Origin of the sequence: Halomonas sp. KM072 (assembly GCF_050710315.1) — a bacterium.
GTDB classification, from domain to species: Bacteria; Pseudomonadota; Gammaproteobacteria; order Pseudomonadales; family Halomonadaceae; genus Vreelandella; species Vreelandella hamiltonii.
This window is the reverse complement of record NZ_CP136132.1, coordinates 697,513-715,481: the sequence shown is the minus strand read 5'-3', so window position 1 is coordinate 715,481 and position 17,969 is coordinate 697,513. Positions and strand designations below refer to the sequence as shown.

The following is a 17,969-nucleotide window of genomic DNA, read 5'->3' as shown; positions in this document are numbered from 1 at the left end:
GCCCGAGACCGCCTTAGCGGTGGAATTGCTTCTCCCGCTCGGGTTGCCAGAAGATGGCATCCACCCGCAGCTTCACTTCGGTGGCATTGGGTAGCGGCCATTCGATGACATCGCCCACCTTCAAGCCAATCAGCGCAGCCCCGATCGGCGCCATGACGGAAATACCGTCTTCCACGCTGGCCAGCGCATGGGGATAGACCAGCGTGCGGATCATTTGCCGCCCACGGGTCAGGTCGGTGAAGCGGATCTGGCTATTCATGCTCACGACGTTATCGGGCATGTCCTGCGGGTCGAGCACCTCACCGCGCAGCAGCTCTTCTTCGAGCAATTCCGCCACCATCTGATCCTTTTCCGGTGCTTGATCGATCAGTCGCTGCAGACGCTCTGCATCGAGACGGTTGATGATGATTGGAGGACGCTGCCCCATGGTCTCTCTCCTTGATGATACCGACCATAAAAAACAGCCCTTCCCCAAAGGGAAAGGACTGTGGATATCTGCCATACGCAGGATAACTTATTTAAAGTGGCCCGGTAACTCACTGAACCAGGCCACTGACATGATCAGGTAACGCCCTGCTCGATCATGGCATCGGCCACCTTGCGGAAGCCTGCGATGTTGGCACCGAGCACCAGGTTACCGGGTTCGCCGAACTCTTCTGCCGTGTCAGCACACTGCTGATAGATATCGGCCATGATGCGCTTGAGCTTGTCATCGACCTTCTCTAGCGACCACTGCTCCATGCTGCTGTTCTGGGCCATTTCCAGCTGGCTCGTGGCCACGCCACCGGCGTTGGCGGCCTTGCCGGGGCCGTAGGCGAGCCTGGCGGCAATAAAGCGCTCCACTGCCGCCTTGGTAGAGGGCATGTTGGCCCCTTCACTGATACAGCTCACCCCGTTGGCGATCAGCGCCTGGGCATCCTGTTCGGTCAGTTCGTTCTGGGTGGCACAAGGAAACGCTACCTGCGCCGGTAGCCGCCATACGGCATGGCCATCGGCGGGGTAATCCCGTGCCGCCACATAGTGTGCCTCAGGATGCTCGTGAAGGTAAGCCTCCAGGGAAACCCGCTCCACTTCCTTCAGACGCTTGAGCAGCTCCAGGTCGATGCCTTTAGGATCATGAATCATGCCCTTGGAATCACTGCAGGTCACCGGTAGCGCACCGAGTTCCAGCAGCTTTTCGATGGTATAGATGGCAACGTTGCCCGCGCCGGACACCAGGCAAGTCTTGCCTGCCAGACTCTCCCCCTGGGCGTTCAGCATGTTCTGGGCAAAGTAGACCGCGCCGTAGCCGGTGGCCTCCTTGCGCCCGAGCGAGCCGCCCCAATTCAGCCCTTTACCGGTCAGCACCCCTTCGTAACGCCCTGTCAGCCGCTTGTACTGGCCAAACAGATAGCCAATCTCGCGGGCACCCACGCCGATATCGCCGGCGGGCACATCGCTATGGGGCCCCACGTGGCGGTACAGCTCGGTCATGAACGACTGGCAGAAGCGCATGATCTCGTTGTCCGACTTGCCCTTGGGGTCGAAGTCCGCGCCGCCCTTGCCGCCGCCAATCGCCAGGCCGGTCAGCGCGTTCTTGAAAATTTGCTCGAACCCCAGAAACTTGATGGTGCCTGCGGTCACGCTGGGATGAAACCGCAGCCCCCCTTTATAAGGCCCCAGGGCCGAGTTGAACTGCACTCGATACCCTTTGTTGACCTGTACCCGACCCTTGTCATCCAGCCAGCTGACGCGGAACATGATCTGCCGTTCAGGCTCGATCATACGCTCGATGATACTGTGCTGGTGATAATGCGGCGAACGCTCGAACAGGGGGCGCAAGCACTCGAGCACTTCCTCGGTGGCTTGATAGAACTCGGTTTGAGCAGGGCTACTCTTGGCTAGCCGCGCAAGGGTGTCATGAACGTAGGGCATGGCGTCGTACCGTTACCGTAATGAGACTGTCGTTATGCTGGCCAGCGCATGACGGTATTTAACTGTGACGGCGTTTTTCTGCATACCCTATGCCGGTTCGGTATGGGCAAAAAACCGGCCGCAACTCGACTAAAGTCGCAATTTTTTTGCCCACTATTGGTGCATTAACCAAATTTGACAAACGATGATTTAACGAAGCGCCGCGGAAAATAAAAAAGGGAGGGTGCCAGGCACCCTCCCTTGAAGCGATGAAACAGCGAGTATCAGGTCAGTTGCGGGCCAGCTTTGATGATCGCTTCGTTGACGCCTTCGAACTTCTTGAAGTTGTCAACGAACTTGGTGGCCAGGTCTTGCAGGTGACGGTCGTAGGCGTCGCGGTCGGCCCAGGTGTCGCGGGGGTCCAGCAGGCTGGAGTCCACGCCCGGCACGGCCAGCGGCACTTGCAGGTTCAGGCCGTCGATGTGCTTGGTCTCGACATCACGCAGGATGCCTGACTGAATCGCGCTGATGATGGCGCGCGTGGTGGGGATCGAGAAGCGCGAGCCGCCTTCACCGTAGGCACCACCGGTCCAGCCCGTATTCACCAGGTACACCTGGGCGTCTTTCTTTTCGACACGCTTGATCAGCAGGTCGGCGTATTCACGGGCCGGACGCGGGAAGAACGGTGCGCCGAAGCAGGTAGAGAACGTTGCCGCCAGGCCTTCGGAAGAGCCCATTTCCGTGGAGCCGACCTTGGCGGTGTAGCCCGACAGGAAGTGGTAGGCTGCGGCTTCCTTGGACAGGATGGACACCGGCGGCAGAACGCCCGACATATCGCAGGTCAGGAAGACGATGGCGTTGGGCTCACCCGCCAGGTTTTCGGCCACGCGCTTCTCGACGTGCTCCAGCGGGTAGGCGGCACGGGAGTTCTGGGTCAGGCTGTCGTCGGCGTAGTCCGGCTCGCGGCGGTCATCCAGCACGACGTTTTCCAGCACGGTGCCAAACTTGATGGCGTTCCAGATGACCGGTTCGTTCTTCTCGGAAAGGTCGATGCACTTGGCGTAGCAGCCGCCTTCCATGTTGAAGACGATGCCGTCGCCCCAGGCGTGCTCGTCGTCACCAATCAAGAAGCGCGCCTGATCCGCGGAGAGCGTGGTCTTGCCGGTGCCGGAGAGGCCGAAGAACAGGCAGGTTTCGCCATCTTCACCCACGTTGGCAGAACAGTGCATCGGCAGTACGTCGGCGGCGGGCAGCAGGTAGTTCTGCACCGAGAACATGGCTTTCTTCATTTCACCGGCGTAACGCATGCCGGCGATCAGCACCTTGCGCTCGGCAAAGTTGATGATCACGCAGCCGTCGGAGTTGGTGCCATCACGGTTCGGGTCGCACTCGAAGCCTGCAGCGTTGAGGATGGTCCACTCTTCCTTGGCGGCCTGGTTGTAGGCCAGCGGGCGCACGAACATGGTGCGGCCAAAGAGGTTTTGCCAGGCCGTTTCCGTGGTGACACGTACCGGCAGGTAGTGGGTGTTGTCGCTGCCCACGTGCAGCTCGGCCACGAAGCGCTCACGGCTTTCCAGGTAGTCTTCGACACGCGCCCACAGCGCCGAGAACTTCTCGGCGTCGAACGGGCGGTTGACGCTGCCCCAATCGATGCTGTCACGGGTGGAGGGCTCATCGACGATAAAACGGTCTTTCGGTGAACGCCCGGTGCGTGCGCCGGTGTTGACTACCAGGGCTCCGTTCGCCGAGAGGCGACCTTCACCACGGGCCACGGCGCGCTCGATCAGTTCGGCGCTGCTGAGATTGACGTGGGCTTGAGGAGCGGCTTGAGTCGTGGTCATGTCGATTCCTGGGCCTTGCGGCCGTTTATCTCGTTTACCGGGCGTCGTACGACGCCTTTAAAAGTCATCCCAACCACTCGCAAACGGGCTGGGCGCGCTGAAGTCCGGCGCATTATGGCAAAAAGAAAGCCCCCGGGAAACGGGGGCTTCTCGCAAATATCTTGTAGTTAAACTACTACAATGACACTACATTTTGTGTTGCAGCGCAGTATATTTTCAAACAACCGTTTGCTGGGCGCGCCGAGCGCATTGTCTCCTCTGGGGTGGCGCCAGGCCGCCTGAAAGCCCACCCCATCAGGAGCCGACTACACAATCAGTGAATGACTGGCGGTGGTGCGCCCGGGTCTTCCAACAAAATTTCAATATCTGCGGCGGTGTAGTGATATTTCGTGTGGCAAAAGTGGCATTGGGTGTCGATGGCGCCCTGCTCCTGGAGAATATCCATCAACTCTTCCTTGCCCAGGGTGTACAGCGCATGGCTCATACGCTCCCGTGAACAGGTGCAGCCAAAGCGCAGCGCCTTGGGTTCGAAGACCCTGACGGTCTCTTCGTGATAGAGCCGATACAGTACCTCACGCTGCTCCAGCCCCAGCAGCTCTTCGTTCTTGATCGTTTCGGCAAGGTGCACGCTGCGCTCCCAGGCATCCACGTCCTGGTTTTGCGAGGCATCCGGCAAGCGCTGCAGCAGCAGCCCACCCGCTCGCTGACCATCGGCGGCCAGCCACAGCCGGGTAGGTAGCTGTTCGGACTGGCCGAAATAGGCTTCCAGGCAGCCACTCAGCGTATCGTGATCCAGTGCCACGATGCCCTGGTAGCGGTGCCCCTCGTTGGGGTCCAGGGTGATCATGATCTGGCCGTCACCGACCAGCTCACGGAAGCTGGCCTGCTCGCTGGGCAGCGCGGCCTCTTCGGCGATACGTGCAATGGCGCGCAGCTCACCGCCCGGATTGGACTCTGCCATCAGCAGCGCCAGCGCGCCCTGGCCGCGCACTTCGATGCTGAGCGTACCGTCCAGCTTGACCGTATCGGTCAGCAGGGCCACCGCTGCCAGCAGCTCGCCCAGCAGGGCATTGACCGCCGGTGGGTAGGCATGACGATCGAGCACTTCCTGATAGGCGGTACTCAGCGTGACGATTTCGCCACGCACGTTGGTTTGGTCAAACAGGAAACGCTGGATCTGATCAGACATAGTGCAACCATGAAGAGAGAAAGGGGAACGTCGACAAGGCAGGCGTCAGCGACGCTACTCGCCCTGCTGGCGTTGAAATCGGTGTATATCGCGGCGCTGCTTCTTGTCGGGGCGCTTGAGGGGGTGCTGCATCGCTTCGTTGGTGAGCCGACGCGCCTCGGCTTCCTTGGCACGACGCTGGGCGCTGGCCTCGGTTTCGGCGTACAGGGTGCGCGCTTCGGGTGCGCCCCTGCGCTGGTCTGAAAGCGCTGTGACTTCCACCTCGTAAATATCCCAGCCCTGGGGCACGCGAATCAGCGCCCCCAGCTCGACGTTCTTGCTGGTCTTGGCACGCTCACCGTTGTAGTGAACCTTGCCGCCTTCTATCGCTTTCTTGGCCAGGGCGCGGGTCTTGAAAAACCGTGCAGCCCATAGCCACTTGTCCAGGCGAACGCTGTCGCTCATTGGCACTCTCCTAATCTATTGGCTGCCCCGCGAAGGTCGCCCCTGGCGGATCAGTCAGTGGCCGATGCCCAGGCCGCACTCATGGCAGCAGTTGGGCAAATCGGTCCAGGGCCACGAACTCCTGCAGCTCTTTTTCGGGCCGCTGGCTATCGGGCTGCTTGATGCCCAACAGGTACTTGATTCCGAACTCCCTGGCGCTTTCCAGTACCCGGGCGTTGTCATCGATGAACAGGGTGCGTGCGGGGTCGAAGGGCTCTCGCTCCTGCAGCGCAAACCAGAAGGCCTGCTCCTCCTTGGCAGCGCCAACGTCTTCCGAGGAGATGATGGCATCCAGGTAGTTTTCCAACCCGGTGAGCGGCAATTTCAGTGCCAGACTGGCTCGGTCGGCATTGGTGGCCAGCACTACTCGGGGGTGGGCTTGCTTGAGCCAGGTGAGCAAGTCCAGCGCGTCGCTACGCAGGCCAATCAGATGCTGCACTTCACGCTTGAGGGCCACGATATCGACGTTCAGCTCGCGGCTCCAATAGGCCAGGCTGTACCAGTTCAGAGTGCCCTGCTCACCGATGATGCGGCTCTTGAGCTCCTCCTGGCTGGCCTGATCCAGTTGATGCAGCTCGACGTAGCGGCGTGGCAGGTGCTCCAGCCAGAAGTGGCTATCGAAGTGAAGGTCCAGCAGCGTGCCGTCCATGTCCAACAGCACCGTGTCGATCTCGCACCAATCAATCATGGCCACTCCAGTCTTTGAGAGTAAGCGTGCTATTGTAGCGTAACCCGTTTTTTGCAGCCACGGAGGCATGATGGACCGCGACGATTCCCCCACCAGCGACGTCACTGAGCGCTACCCGCGCAAGCCCACGATTCTGGCTCGTCACCCCGTGGCCCAAAGCCGCTTGTTTCAGATCGAGGCGCTGGACCTGCGCTTTTCGAACGGCGAGGAGCGCCAGTTCGAGCGCCTCACCGGCGCCGACCGTGGCGCCGTGATGATCATCGCCATGCCGGACCCGGAACACGTCTTGCTGATTCGCGAGTACGCGGCCGGTTTCGAGGACTACGTGCTGACCCTGCCCAAAGGCCTGGTGGACCCCGGCGAGGATGTCGTGGCCGCCGCCAACCGTGAACTGATGGAAGAGTGCGGCTTTGGCGCCCACCGTATCGAGCCGCTGGTAGAACTCTCGCTGGCCCCCAACTACATGCGACACCGCATGCAGGTACTGATCGCCACCGACCTCTACCCCAAACGCCTGCCCGGCGACGAGCCCGAGCCGCTGATCGTGGAAACCCACGCCATCGAAGAGCTCCCCGCACTGCTGCTTCGAGAAGACTTCCACGAAGCACGCGCCATCGCCGCCCTCTACATCGCACGCGACCGATTACGCGAAGAGCAGCGCAGCAACAGCATTGATTTGCTCTAGTGCCGTATTACCCCCCTGCGCCATCATCGGCAGCGCTCCTCGCGCTGCTTCGCAGGTGCGCTCCGCTTACGCCGCGCTACGGGTACCCCGACCCTCCAAATTCCGGCAACCCCCGTAGCGCGGCGTAACGATTGAGCGAGAGCAACGAGCGAAAGAGGCACCCGCGAAGGGCGGCGGCCAGCCGCCCCGATCACGCCACCATCCCCCACCGTGCCACCGCCCACCCCCGAGCCCCCATCAGCAGCGCTCCTCGCGCTGCTTCGCGGGTGCGCTCCGCTTACGCCGCGCTACGGGTGTCCCGCCTCTCCAAGTGCCAGCAACACCCCGTAGCGCGGCGTAACGATTGAGCGAGAGCAACGAGCGAAAGAGGCACCCGCGAAGGGCGGCGGCCAGCCGCCCCGATCACGCCACCATCCCCCACCGTGCCACCGCCCACCCCCGAGCCCCCATCAGCAGCGCTCCTCGCGCTGCTTCGCGGGTGCGCTCCGCTTACGCCGCGCTACGGGTACCCCGACCCTCCAAATTCCGGCCCCCGTAGCGCGGCGTAACGCTTGAGCGAGAGCAACGAGCGAAAGAGGCACCCGCAGCGGCGGCCCGGCGCGAAGGCGGCGCCAGCCGCCCCGATGAGGCCACCACAACCAACCGCGCCACCGCCCGCCCCCGAGCCCCCACCGGCAGCGCTCCTCGCGCTGCTTCGCGGGTGCGCTCCGCTTACGCCGCGCTACGGGTGTCCCGCCTCTCCAAGTGCCAGCAACACCCCGTAGCGCGGCGTAACGAATCTTGCGAGGCACGAGCAAATGAGGCACCCGCGAAGGGCGGCGGCCAGCCGCCCCGATGAGGCCACGAAACCACCCTGCCGCTCCACATTCAGGCAGGCATTCAATACACGGTCGGCTTTATGAGTGGTGCTTCAACGCTATCCAGCGGCGTTGGCGGTGGCTGTCGAGGCCGGCTTCGAGCAAGGTCATGCTGCGCAGGGCGTCCTCGACGGAGACCGGGAGGGGGGCTTGTTGGCGGATGGCGTCGGCAACGCCCTGGTAATAGGCGAGGTAGTCGCCGGGTAGCGTGGGGTGTTCGTGACTGACCAGCGGGGCATCTTCGCCTTGCCCTTTGCGTAGGGTGAGCGTGCCGGGAATGTCCTGCCCCCAGTGCGGGGTGGGGGTCTCGCCTGCTTTCAAGCGCGCTTCCTGTGGGTCGAGCCCCATCTTCACATAGCTGCCCAGCGTGCCATGCAGGCGGTAGCGGGGAGTGGGTTCGGCCACCAGGGTGCCTGCACTCAGGCTGACACGGCAGTCGTCGTACTCCAGCAGGGCCAGGAAGTCATCGTCGGCATGGGCGGCGTCTCGGCGCGCGCCGATCTCCAGCAGGATGGCGTGGGGCATGCCAAACAGCTCGCAGGCCTGGTCCAGCAGGTGAGGCCCCAGGTCGTACCAGATGCCGCCCCCGGGCGCGGCTTTTTCGCGCCAGCGGTCGCGCACCTCCGGACGAAAACGATCGAAGCGGGATTCGAAGCCCGTCACTCGCCCCAGCGTGCCTTCGGCCAGCAGTGCCTTGACGGTCAAGAAGTCGCTGTCCCAACGGCGATTGTGAAATACCGAGAGCAGGCACTCTTTATCCGCCGCCAGGGCCTTGAGCTGCCTGGCCTCCGACAGCGTGACGGAGAAGGGTTTGTCGACCACCACATGCTTGCCTGCCGCCAGCGCGGCCTTGGCCAGAGGAAAGTGAGTATCATTGGGCGTTGGGATAACGATCAGATCCAGATCCTTGCGTTGACACAGCGCCAGAGCCTCGCGCTCGACCGCCACCTGGGGCAAGTCGGCAGTCACCTTGCTGGCATCGCTGGAAGACACCGCCACCAGCTCCAACCCCGGTACCGCCTGAATCAGCGGCGCATGAAACGTTTTACTCGCAAAACCATAGCCGACCAGGCCCACATTGATCGTCGCCTTCATGACGCTCCTCGATACGTGTTGGGTGATATACCACAAAAAAACAGCCCGCTTTCGCGGGCTGTGAGATACGCCGATCAATCCAGTTTGGAGAGGTCGCGTACCGCGCCCTTGTCGGCGGAGGTGGCCAGCAGGGCATAGGCCTTGAGAGCAGGCGTGACTTTGCGCGGGCGCTGTTCGACGGGCTTCCAGGCGTCCTTGCCACGCGACTCCATGGCCTCGCGGCGCTTGGCCAGCTCGGCATCGCTCAGCTGCACGTTGATGGTGCGGTTGGGGATGTCGATCAGAATGGTATCGCCCTGCTCGACCAGCCCGATGGCGCCTCCGGCGGCAGCCTCAGGTGATACGTGACCAATCGACAAGCCCGAGGTGCCCCCGGAGAAACGGCCGTCGGTCAGCAGTGCGCACGCTTTGCCCAGCCCTTTGGATTTCAGGTAGGAGGTGGGGTACAGCATCTCTTGCATACCGGGGCCACCTTTGGGGCCTTCGTAGCGGATGACCACCACATCGCCCTCTTTGACTTTGCCATCCAGCACGTTGGCCACTGCCTGATCCTGGGACTCCACCACGTGAGCCTTGCCCTCGAATACCAGAATGGAGTCGTCTACACCAGCGGTCTTGACCACACAGCCATCCAGGGCGATGTTGCCGTAGAGCACGGCGAGTCCGCCCTCACGGGAGAAGGCGTGCTTCAGGTCGCGGATACAGCCGGTGGCACGGTCGCCATCCAGGCTTGGCCAACGGGCGCTCTGGGAGAACGCGGTTTGGGTCGGGATGCCTCCCGGGCCAGCCTTGAAGAATTCGACCACTTCCGAACTGGGCGAACGCATGATATCCCACTCGTCCAGCGCGGCTTTCAGGCTGTCGCCGTACACGGTGGGCACCGAGGTATCCAACACTCCCGCCCGATCCAGCTCGCCCAGAATGGCCATGATGCCACCCGCGCGGTGCACGTCTTCGATATGGTATTTCTGAGTATTGGGCGCCACTTTGCACAGTTGCGGTACTTCACGGGAAAGGCGGTCGATATCCGCCATGGTGAAGTCGACTTCTGCCTCTTGAGCCGCCGCCAGCAGGTGCAGGATGGTATTGGTGGAACCGCCCATGGCGATGTCCAGGGTCATGGCATTCTTGAAGGCGGCCTTGTTGCCAATGGCGCGGGGCAGCAGGTGTGCCTCTTCGCCTTCGTAATAACGCTTGGCCAGCTCGACGATACGATGGCCCGCCGTTTCGAACAGGCGACGGCGATCGGCATGGGTCGCCAGCACGGTGCCGTTACCGGGAAGTGCCAGGCCCAGCGCCTCCATCAGACAGTTCATGGAGTTGGCGGTAAACATGCCCGAGCAGCTGCCACAGGTGGGGCAGGCGCTGCGCTCGACTTCTGCCAGGGTTTCGTCATCGACGCTGTCGTCTGCGGCCATGACCATGGCATCGACCAGATCCAGGCCGTGATCCAGAAGCTTGGTCTTGCCGGCTTCCATGGGGCCGCCGGAGACGAAAATGACGGGAATGTTGAGCCGCATGGCGGCCATCAGCATTCCGGGGGTGATCTTGTCGCAGTTGGAAATGCACACCAGCGCATCGGCACAGTGAGCGTTGCACATGTACTCGACGCTGTCGGCAATGATATCGCGGCTGGGCAGCGAGTAGAGCATGCCGTCGTGGCCCATGGCGATACCGTCATCCACGGCGATGGTATTGAACTCTTTGGCAACACCACCCGCTTTTTCGATTTCGCGGGCAACCAGTTGCCCCATGTCTTTCAGGTGCACATGGCCGGGCACGAACTGGGTGAACGAGTTGGCTACCGCGATGATCGGTTTGTGAAAGTCGTCATCCTTCATGCCGGTGGCACGCCAAAGGGCACGAGCGCCTGCCATGTTGCGGCCAGCGGTAGTGGTACGGGAGCGATACTGGGGCATGGTGTCCTCTACGTCTTTATCATGGCCCGCCACATACGAGGTGGCGGGCGGGTGAATCCAGCGGTCTTCGATTGTGGCATGAGCGAACCGCTGAGACTAGACGTAGACGACATCCAATACCCCACCCGCTTCAGAACGTCTCCCACTCCTCCGCGGCACGAGCCTTCACCAGCGGACGCTTCGACGGCGCTGACGAAGAGGCCGAGGGTGACGGCAAGCTGGCCGACTGCCCAGCACGCGCCACGCGAATCCGCGCCATTTCGCTGCTCTCCTCCTCGGCCCCTTCCAGGCGGAAAGCCGCGATCACATTGGCAAGGTCCAAGGCTTCATTGGTCAACCGCTGAGCAGCGCTGGAAATGGACTGCACCTTGGTGGCATTTTGCTGGGTCACGTGATCCATCTCGGAGACGGCCATGTTGATCTGGGCAATACCGCTGCTCTGCTCGTCGGACGCAGTGCTGATCTCCTCCATGATGTCGCTGACACGCATGACCTGATTGACTACCTGCTCGATGGCCTGCTCGGCTTGCTTCACCGCACTGGTCCCACCCGCGATTTCCTGGGTAGAGGTGTCGATCAAGCGGCGAATTTCGCCTGCTGCGTCGGCACTGCGGCCCGCCAGGTTGCGCACCTCGTTGGCCACCACGGCAAAACCACGCCCCTGCTCTCCGGCACGGGCAGCCTCCACCGAGGCATTCAGCGCGAGGATATTGGTCTGGAAGGCAATGCCATCGATGACGCTGATGATGTCGTTCATCTTGTCGGCGCTGGCCGCAATGCGCTCCATGCGCTCCACCAGTGCCTGCATGTGCTCGCCGGTTTCACGGCTGGTGGCGGCATTCTGCATGGCCAGTTGGTTGGCCTGGCGGGCATTTTCGGTATTCTGCTGCACCGTGGCGGTGATCTGATCCATGCTGGACGCCGTCTGCTGAAGCGACGAAGCCTGCTGCTCGGTACGTGAGGCGAGGTCTTCGTTTTCCTGCTTGATCTGCTCGGACGCAGGCGTGACCACTTCGACCTTGTTGCCCACTTCGGTAATCAGCCCTGAGAGGCTGGCCCGCATGGTTTCCAGCGAGGCCAGCAGTTCGCCCAGTTCGTCGTCTCGCTTCAAGGTGACACGGTTGGCCAGGTTGCCCGCAGCGATTTGAAAGGTGACACGCCGCGCCTCACTGAGCGACTTCAGCAGTGATTTCAACACCGCCACGCTGAGCCCGACCATGAGCGCAATACCGAACAGCAGCACGCCCACTTGCCCCCATAGCAGCCATTGCTGCTGCCGCTCGGCATCGGCCATCAGGCTGTGAGCTGCCGCGCGCTCGTTATCGACCAGCAGATTGATGGTGGCGCTGATGCTCTCGGAGGTGGGCCTGACCACATCATTGAAGGCTTCGAAAGCCGCAAAGCCATTGCCTTGGCGAATCGCCGTCATGGCCGTGGTCGAACCGCCAAGAAACGTCGCCAGATGGGCAGTCAATCCTTGCTGTACACCGCTGGCCTGCTGACGCTGTTCGGTATAGGTCTGCCAGGTCTGTTCGATCTGGCTCTGCAGCGATGCCAGCTGTTCATCGAGCTGGTCGAGATCGGCACGACGAGGATTGCGCACCGCAGGCTCCAGCACCTGCAGTAGCTGGGCACTGCGCTGCTCGATCTGCTGCAGGTCGGCAATGCCTTCCAGGCCGGTCTGGTTGAGGGTGCGTAGCCGCTCGGCAGAGCTGGTCAAGCCATAGACACCGGCGGCCCCCGCCACCGTCAGCAAGAGAATGGCAGCCACCACCATGCCCATCAATTTGGCCTGCATGCTACTGAAACTGAAGCGTTGCACCCATCCACGCACCCCCGTGCGACGCAATGCACCATAATGAAGCGTATAGCCCCGCGCTCGCCCCTGCTGCATGGCATGGTAGGCATTGGCCGCCCGCGCGATGGCCTTGTTCGCCGCCCGGCGACGTATGGCGGTATAGCCCGCCACCCGCTCACCATCCAGCAGCGGCGCCACGGTGGTATGCACCCAATAGGTCTCGCCATTCTTGCAGCGGTTCTTGAGCACCCCCTGCCAGGTTTTGCCTTGCTCGATGGTGGCCCACATGTTCTTGAAGACCTGAGCAGGCATCTCGGGATCACGGAAAATACGATGGGGTTCGCCCAGTAGCTCGGCTTGTGAGTAGCCGCTTACTTCAATGAACGTCTGATTGACGTAGGTGATGTTTCCCTGACGATCAGAGCGTGAAATCAGCACCTGATCGTCTGTCAGCTCAAGGGTTGCCTGGCTAGATGTGCTCATGAAGTCCCCTGTGTTTTTATGAAAGCCATGTTTCGCCCGATGACCCAGCGCTTCCTTATTACCAAGCCGACGTGATGGCACGCGATGACGCGCAGCAAGAATATGCAAAAAATATGCCACCCGAAGGTGGCATAGGCAAAGCAGATCATGGTTTTTCGTCAATGCTGATTAAACGCACCGATCAGAAGGTCTCCCATGGCTCGTCCTGCTGGTGGCCAAGCGCGTGACGGGATGACGCGGCTGCTTGCTGAGGCACGGCTTTCTTGCCCCGCGCCAGCTTCTCCCGAGCCGCCGCTACGCTCTCGTCCTGGGCACCCTCCAAACGGAAAGCATCGACCACGTTGGCCAGTTCGAAGGCTTCCAGGGTCAGGTTGTCTGCGGAGGCGGCAATGGACTGAACCTTGGTGGCATTTTGCTGTGTGACGTTGTCCATCTCCGCAATCGCCGAGTTGATCTGGCCGATTCCACTGCTCTGCTCGCTGGAAGCGGTGCTGATCGAGGCCATCAGTTCGCTCACCTGATTGACCTGACGCACGACGTTCTCGATGGCGCTTTCGGCCTGCTCCACGGCGCTGCGCCCACCGCTGACTTCCTGAGTGGTGCTGTCGATCATCTTGCGGATTTCCTGGGCAGCATCAGCACTGCGGCTGGCCAAGGTGCGCACTTCGCTGGCCACCACGGCAAAGCCGCGGCCATGCTCCCCGGCCCGAGCGGCCTCGACGGAGGCGTTCAGCGCCAGGATATTGGTCTGGAAGGCAATGCCATCAATCACGCCGATCATCTCGGTCATCTTCTCGGCGCGCTGGGCAATGCGCTGCATGCGCTCTACCAACTGCTCCATTTGCTGGCGGGTTTCCTGAGTGCTGTGGGCGTTCTGCTGCGCGAGCTCGGTGGCCTGGCGCGCGTTGTCGGTATTCTGCTGCACGGTAGAGGTCATCTCTTCCATGCTGGAGGCCGTTTGCTGCAGCGAGGAGGCCTGTTGCTCGGTACGCGATGCCAGCTCCTCGTTCTCGGCGGCGATCTGCTGAATCGCAGGCGTCACCACCGCCACCCGGTTTTCGACCTCGCTGACGATACTGGAAAGGCTGAAACGCATGGTGTCCAGCGAATAGAGCAGCTCTCCCAGCTCATCGTTGCTTTGCCGACGCTCACGGGCGGCCAGGTTGCCTGCGGCAATCTGGAAGGTCATGTAGCGCGCGCCCGCCAGGCTGCGCATCACCGAGCGCAGGATCATCACGCTCAAGCCGATCATCACCAGTAGCCCTACGGCCATCAGCACCAGTTGCGCCACCAGCATCTGCTGACGGCCCTGATGCGCCTGAGCCACCAGCGCATGGGCGCCTTCCCGCTCGGCATCGACGAGCTGGTCACTCAACTGTCGCAACTGCTCGGTGGCGGGCTGCACGGCATCATTGAAAGCTTCGAACGCGGCAAAGCCGTTGGCCTGACTGACCGCCGTCATGGCGCTGGTCACGCCAGTGATCCAGGCATTCAACGACGCCTCGACCACTTGCAGCACGTCAGGAGCGGCTGCGCTATCCGACTCATACTCATCCCACAGGGTCTGGACCGACTGTGTGACTTCTTGCAGCCGCGATTCAAGGGCCACCAAGTCTACCCGGCGCGGGTTGCGCACCGCGGGCTCCAGCTGGTCGACGGTGAGCCCTACCTGGCGCTCCATCAGCTGCAGGTTGGCAATCGCCTCGAGCCCCGAGCGGTTCAGCGTATCCAACCGCTCCCCCGATACCATCAACCCATAAACGCCAAGTCCCCCCGCCATGCCCAGCAGCAACAGCGCGGTAACGACCATCCCCGTCAGCTTGGCCCTTAAACTACTGAACTGAAAGCGCGCCACAAGCCCGCCCAGGCCACGCCGAATCAGTGCGCCCTGGTGCAACCGGTAGCGGCGTGATTTGCCCTTGGCACGAATCTCGGCATACACCTGCTCGGCCCGGGCGATACGCTTGGCAGACGCCTTACGGCGCAGCGAGGTGTAGCCCACGATCCGCTCGCCGTCGCGCAGCGGTGCCACGGTGGCATTGACCCAGTAGTGATCGCCGTTCTTGCGACGGTTCTTGACCGTGCCCTGCCAGGTGCCGCCTGCCTGGATGGTTTTCCAGAAGTCGGCGTAGGCGGCCTCGGGCATGTCCGGGTGTCGGATCATGTTGTGGGGTGCCCCACCAACTCCTCACGGCTGTATCCGCTGACCTCCACGAAGGCTGCGTTGGCATAAGTCACGTTGCCTTTCAGGTCGGAGCGAGAAATCAGAACGGTTTCTTCGTCCAGCACATATTCGCGCTGTGTCACGGGCTGGTTGTTACGCATCGCGGCCCCCAGGGGTGTTATTCGATTTTTTTGAGTTCTCTCATTATCCAACGTATTAAGTCGCGTTAATCCTCAGATAGCCATATAAAAAACGCCGCTATTCAAAGAGCGGCGCCAAAAGGAGAGACCGATAACCTACTAAGCCCTTTACTGGTTACCAGGGCTTACCCGACGTTACTTGAACACCACGTTGGCCACATCTCGGTAACGGCTGGCGAAGTGAACCGTCATGCCTTCTTTCAGGTACTCCGGCAGCTCGTCGTAATCGCGACGGTTGGCTTCCGGCAGGATCACTTCGAAGATGTCACTGCGCCGGGCAGCAATGACTTTTTCGCGTATCCCGCCCACCGGCAGAACCTGCCCGGTCAGGGTCAGCTCTCCGGTCATGGCCAGCGGGCGATTGATGGCCTGGTGCTTGGCCAGTGACAGTAGCGCCGTAGTCATGGTGACCCCCGCCGATGGGCCATCCTTGGGTGTTGCCCCTTCGGGTACGTGCAGATGCACGAACGCAGAATCAAAGAAGTCGGCATCGGCACCGAACTCGGCCAAGTGCCCCAAGGTGTAGCTGTAGGCGATATTGGCCGACTCCTTCATGACCTCCCCCAACTTGCCGGTGAGCTTGAAGCCTCGGTCCAGGGAGTGGATCTTGCCCGCTTCGATGGGCAGCGTGGCGCCCCCCATGGAGGTCCAGGCCAGGCCGGTCACGACCCCTTCACCCTTGAGCACTTTTTCCTTGCGGAAAAGCGGCGCGCCCAGGAACTCTTCCAGGTTCTTGACCGAAATCTTGACTGTTTCCACCTGCTCTTCCAGCAACTTGACCGCCGCCTTGCGCACGATGCGGTGCAGCTGTTTTTCCAGCTGACGTACCCCCGCTTCGCGGGCGTAGCCGTCGATGACCTGCTTGAGGGCGGCATCGGTCAGGTTGATGCGTTTTTTCGGCAGGTTGTCACGCTTGAGAAGCTTGGGCCACAGGTGGTGCTTGGCGATCTCCAGCTTCTCTTCGGCGATGTAGCCGGACAGGCGAATCTGCTCCATGCGGTCCAGCAGCGGGCCGGGGATGCTGTCCAGGGTATTGGCCGTACACACGAACAGCACCTTGGAGAGGTCCATGCGTACGTCCAGATAGTGGTCCAGAAAATCCACGTTCTGCTCGGGGTCCAGCACTTCGAGCAGCGCCGAGGCGGGGTCGCCCTGGAAGGACTGGCCCAGCTTGTCGATCTCATCGAGCATGATGACCGGGTTTTCAACCTCCACTTCCTTGAACGCCTGCACCAGCTTGCCGGGCATGGCACCGATGTAGGTGCGTCGGTGGCCTTTGATCTCGGCTTCGTCGCGCATGCCACCCACCGAGAAACGATAGAACTCACGCCCCAGCGCCTCGGCAATGGAGCGGCCGATGGAGGTCTTGCCCACCCCCGGCGGCCCCACCAGCAGCACGATGGAGCCCCCCACATCGCCTTTGAACGTGCCTTCGGCCAGGAACTCGATGATGCGCTCCTTGACGTCTTTCAGGCCATCGTGGTCTCGGTCCAGCACCGCGCGCGCATGGCCAAGGTCCAGCTTGTCCTGGCTGGTGACGCCCCAGGGCAGCGATGTCAGCCAGTCCAGATAGTTGCGCGTGGTGCCATACTCCGGCGAGCCGGTTTCCAGCACGCTGAGCTTGTTGAGCTCTTCGTCGATGCGGGCCTGAACACGCTCCGGCACCACCAGAGACTCCAGACGGTTCCTGAACGTATCCACGTCGTTCTCGCGGTCGCCCTTGGAGATGCCCAGCTCACGCTGTATCACCTTCAACTGTTCACGCAGGAAGAATTCACGCTGGCGCTCCTGCATCTGCGCGTTGACCTGCTCGCTGATTTCGCTTTGCAGCTGGGCAACGTCGATCTCCTTGCGCAGCAGCGGCAGCACCTTGTGCATGCGCTCCGCCACGGGCAGTGTGGCCAGCACGTCCTGCAATTCAGGGCCTTTGGCCGAGGTGATGGCCGCGGCAAAATCGGTGAGCGGCCCAGGCTGATGGGGGCTGAATCGATTGAGGTAGTGCTTCAGCTCCTCCCCATACAGCGGGTTGATGGGCAGCAGTTCCTTGATGCCGTTGATGATCGCCATGGCGTAGGCCCGGGTTTCTTCATCTTCGGCATTGACCGGCTCTTTCGGGTAGGTCACTTCCACCAGATAGGGCGGTTCCTTGGAGAGCCAGCGCTGAATCTTGAAACGCTGCAGGCCCTGAGCAATGAACTGAATCTGCTGCTCTTCGTTTTTCAGCTTGTGCACCTTGACGGCCGTTCCGATCTCGGGGAAGCCGTCATGATCCAGGGAGTGCACCCCTTGTTCTCCGACGAACGCTACTCCAATGGTGTGATGTGGCGTATTGCCAACGCGGCGCATGGTCTCTTCCCAGCGCTCACGATTGATCACCAGAGGCTGTACCTGGGCGGGAAAGAACGGGCGGTTGTGAATTGGCAGCAGATAGATGCGCTCGGGCAGCATGTCGCTGGCAGGCACCAGTGAATGGGTGCGCTCACCATCCGAGCGGTGGTCGTTTTCGTTGTGGTGTTCTTCGTGACGGTCCGAATGCTCGCCTGCGGCGAGCCAATCGAGGTGTTCGTGATCGCGGTCGTAATCCTGGTCGCTCATGCGCCCTCCCCATCCACAGTAACCAGCAGCAGTGGCCAGCAAGCGGTTTGCCTGCCACTGTCGCCGCTTCGTATGGTTA

At 61.6% G+C, this 17,969-nt stretch carries 11 protein-coding genes and 1 pseudogene; 1 reads left to right on the top strand and 11 read right to left on the bottom strand.

The window, feature by feature from the left end; all coding sequences use genetic code 11:
* Positions 1 to 13: 13 nt before the first annotated feature.
* The 6 genes from rnk to yrfG all read right to left on the bottom strand — a co-directional run bounded on the left by rnk (position 14) and on the right by yrfG (position 6,094).
* Positions 14 to 427, bottom strand: a complete 414-nt coding sequence (rnk, locus tag RVM26_RS03290) for a GreA/GreB family elongation factor (protein WP_498940765.1) — start codon at positions 425 to 427, stop codon at positions 14 to 16.
* A 134-nt stretch (positions 428 to 561) separates the two neighbouring features.
* A complete protein-coding gene (gdhA, locus tag RVM26_RS03285) occupies positions 562 to 1,914 on the bottom strand; it encodes a glutamate dehydrogenase (RefSeq protein WP_498940763.1) in 1,353 nt (450 codons plus the stop codon).
* Between the two features lie 263 nt (positions 1,915 to 2,177).
* Positions 2,178 to 3,734 carry a phosphoenolpyruvate carboxykinase gene (locus RVM26_RS03280; protein WP_193461988.1) on the bottom strand — a complete coding sequence of 519 codons (1,557 nt, stop codon included), beginning with the start codon at positions 3,732 to 3,734 and terminating at the stop codon, positions 2,178 to 2,180.
* Positions 3,735 to 4,047: 313 nt separating this feature from the next.
* The gene (gene hslO / locus RVM26_RS03275) at positions 4,048 to 4,923 is read right to left on the bottom strand and encodes an Hsp33 family molecular chaperone HslO (protein ID WP_287807742.1); all 876 of its coding nucleotides are present in this window, start codon (positions 4,921 to 4,923) and stop codon (positions 4,048 to 4,050) included.
* 54 nt (positions 4,924 to 4,977) lie between these two features.
* A complete protein-coding gene (hslR, locus tag RVM26_RS03270; protein WP_016913307.1) occupies positions 4,978 to 5,367 on the bottom strand; it encodes a ribosome-associated heat shock protein Hsp15 in 390 nt (129 codons plus the stop codon).
* A 79-nt stretch (positions 5,368 to 5,446) separates the two neighbouring features.
* A complete protein-coding gene (gene yrfG, locus RVM26_RS03265) occupies positions 5,447 to 6,094 on the bottom strand; it encodes an HAD family hydrolase (protein ID WP_498940760.1) in 648 nt (215 codons plus the stop codon).
* A gap of 70 nt (positions 6,095 to 6,164) precedes the next feature.
* Here yrfG and nudE point away from each other — a divergent pair, with 70 nt between their 5' ends.
* Positions 6,165 to 6,779 carry an ADP compounds hydrolase NudE gene (gene nudE / locus RVM26_RS03260; protein ID WP_498940758.1) on the top strand — a complete coding sequence of 205 codons (615 nt, stop codon included), beginning with the start codon at positions 6,165 to 6,167 and terminating at the stop codon, positions 6,777 to 6,779.
* A gap of 896 nt (positions 6,780 to 7,675) precedes the next feature.
* On the opposite strand, the gene RVM26_RS03255 is transcribed toward nudE, so the two are convergent.
* The 5 genes and pseudogenes from RVM26_RS03255 to lon form a co-directional block, all read right to left on the bottom strand.
* Entirely contained in the window at positions 7,676 to 8,731 is a 1,056-nt protein-coding gene (locus tag RVM26_RS03255; protein ID WP_498940756.1) for an oxidoreductase, read from the bottom strand.
* A gap of 74 nt (positions 8,732 to 8,805) precedes the next feature.
* Entirely contained in the window at positions 8,806 to 10,650 is a 1,845-nt protein-coding gene (gene ilvD / locus RVM26_RS03250) for a dihydroxy-acid dehydratase (RefSeq protein ID WP_287807751.1), read from the bottom strand.
* A gap of 130 nt (positions 10,651 to 10,780) precedes the next feature.
* Positions 10,781 to 12,931, bottom strand: a complete 2,151-nt coding sequence (locus tag RVM26_RS03245; protein ID WP_498940754.1) for a methyl-accepting chemotaxis protein — start codon at positions 12,929 to 12,931, stop codon at positions 10,781 to 10,783.
* A 181-nt stretch (positions 12,932 to 13,112) separates the two neighbouring features.
* A pseudogene (locus RVM26_RS03240) lies at positions 13,113 to 15,256 on the bottom strand (methyl-accepting chemotaxis protein).
* A 174-nt stretch (positions 15,257 to 15,430) separates the two neighbouring features.
* A complete protein-coding gene (gene lon, locus RVM26_RS03235; RefSeq protein ID WP_498940752.1) occupies positions 15,431 to 17,890 on the bottom strand; it encodes an endopeptidase La in 2,460 nt (819 codons plus the stop codon).
* Between the last annotated feature and the right edge of the window lie 79 nt (positions 17,891 to 17,969).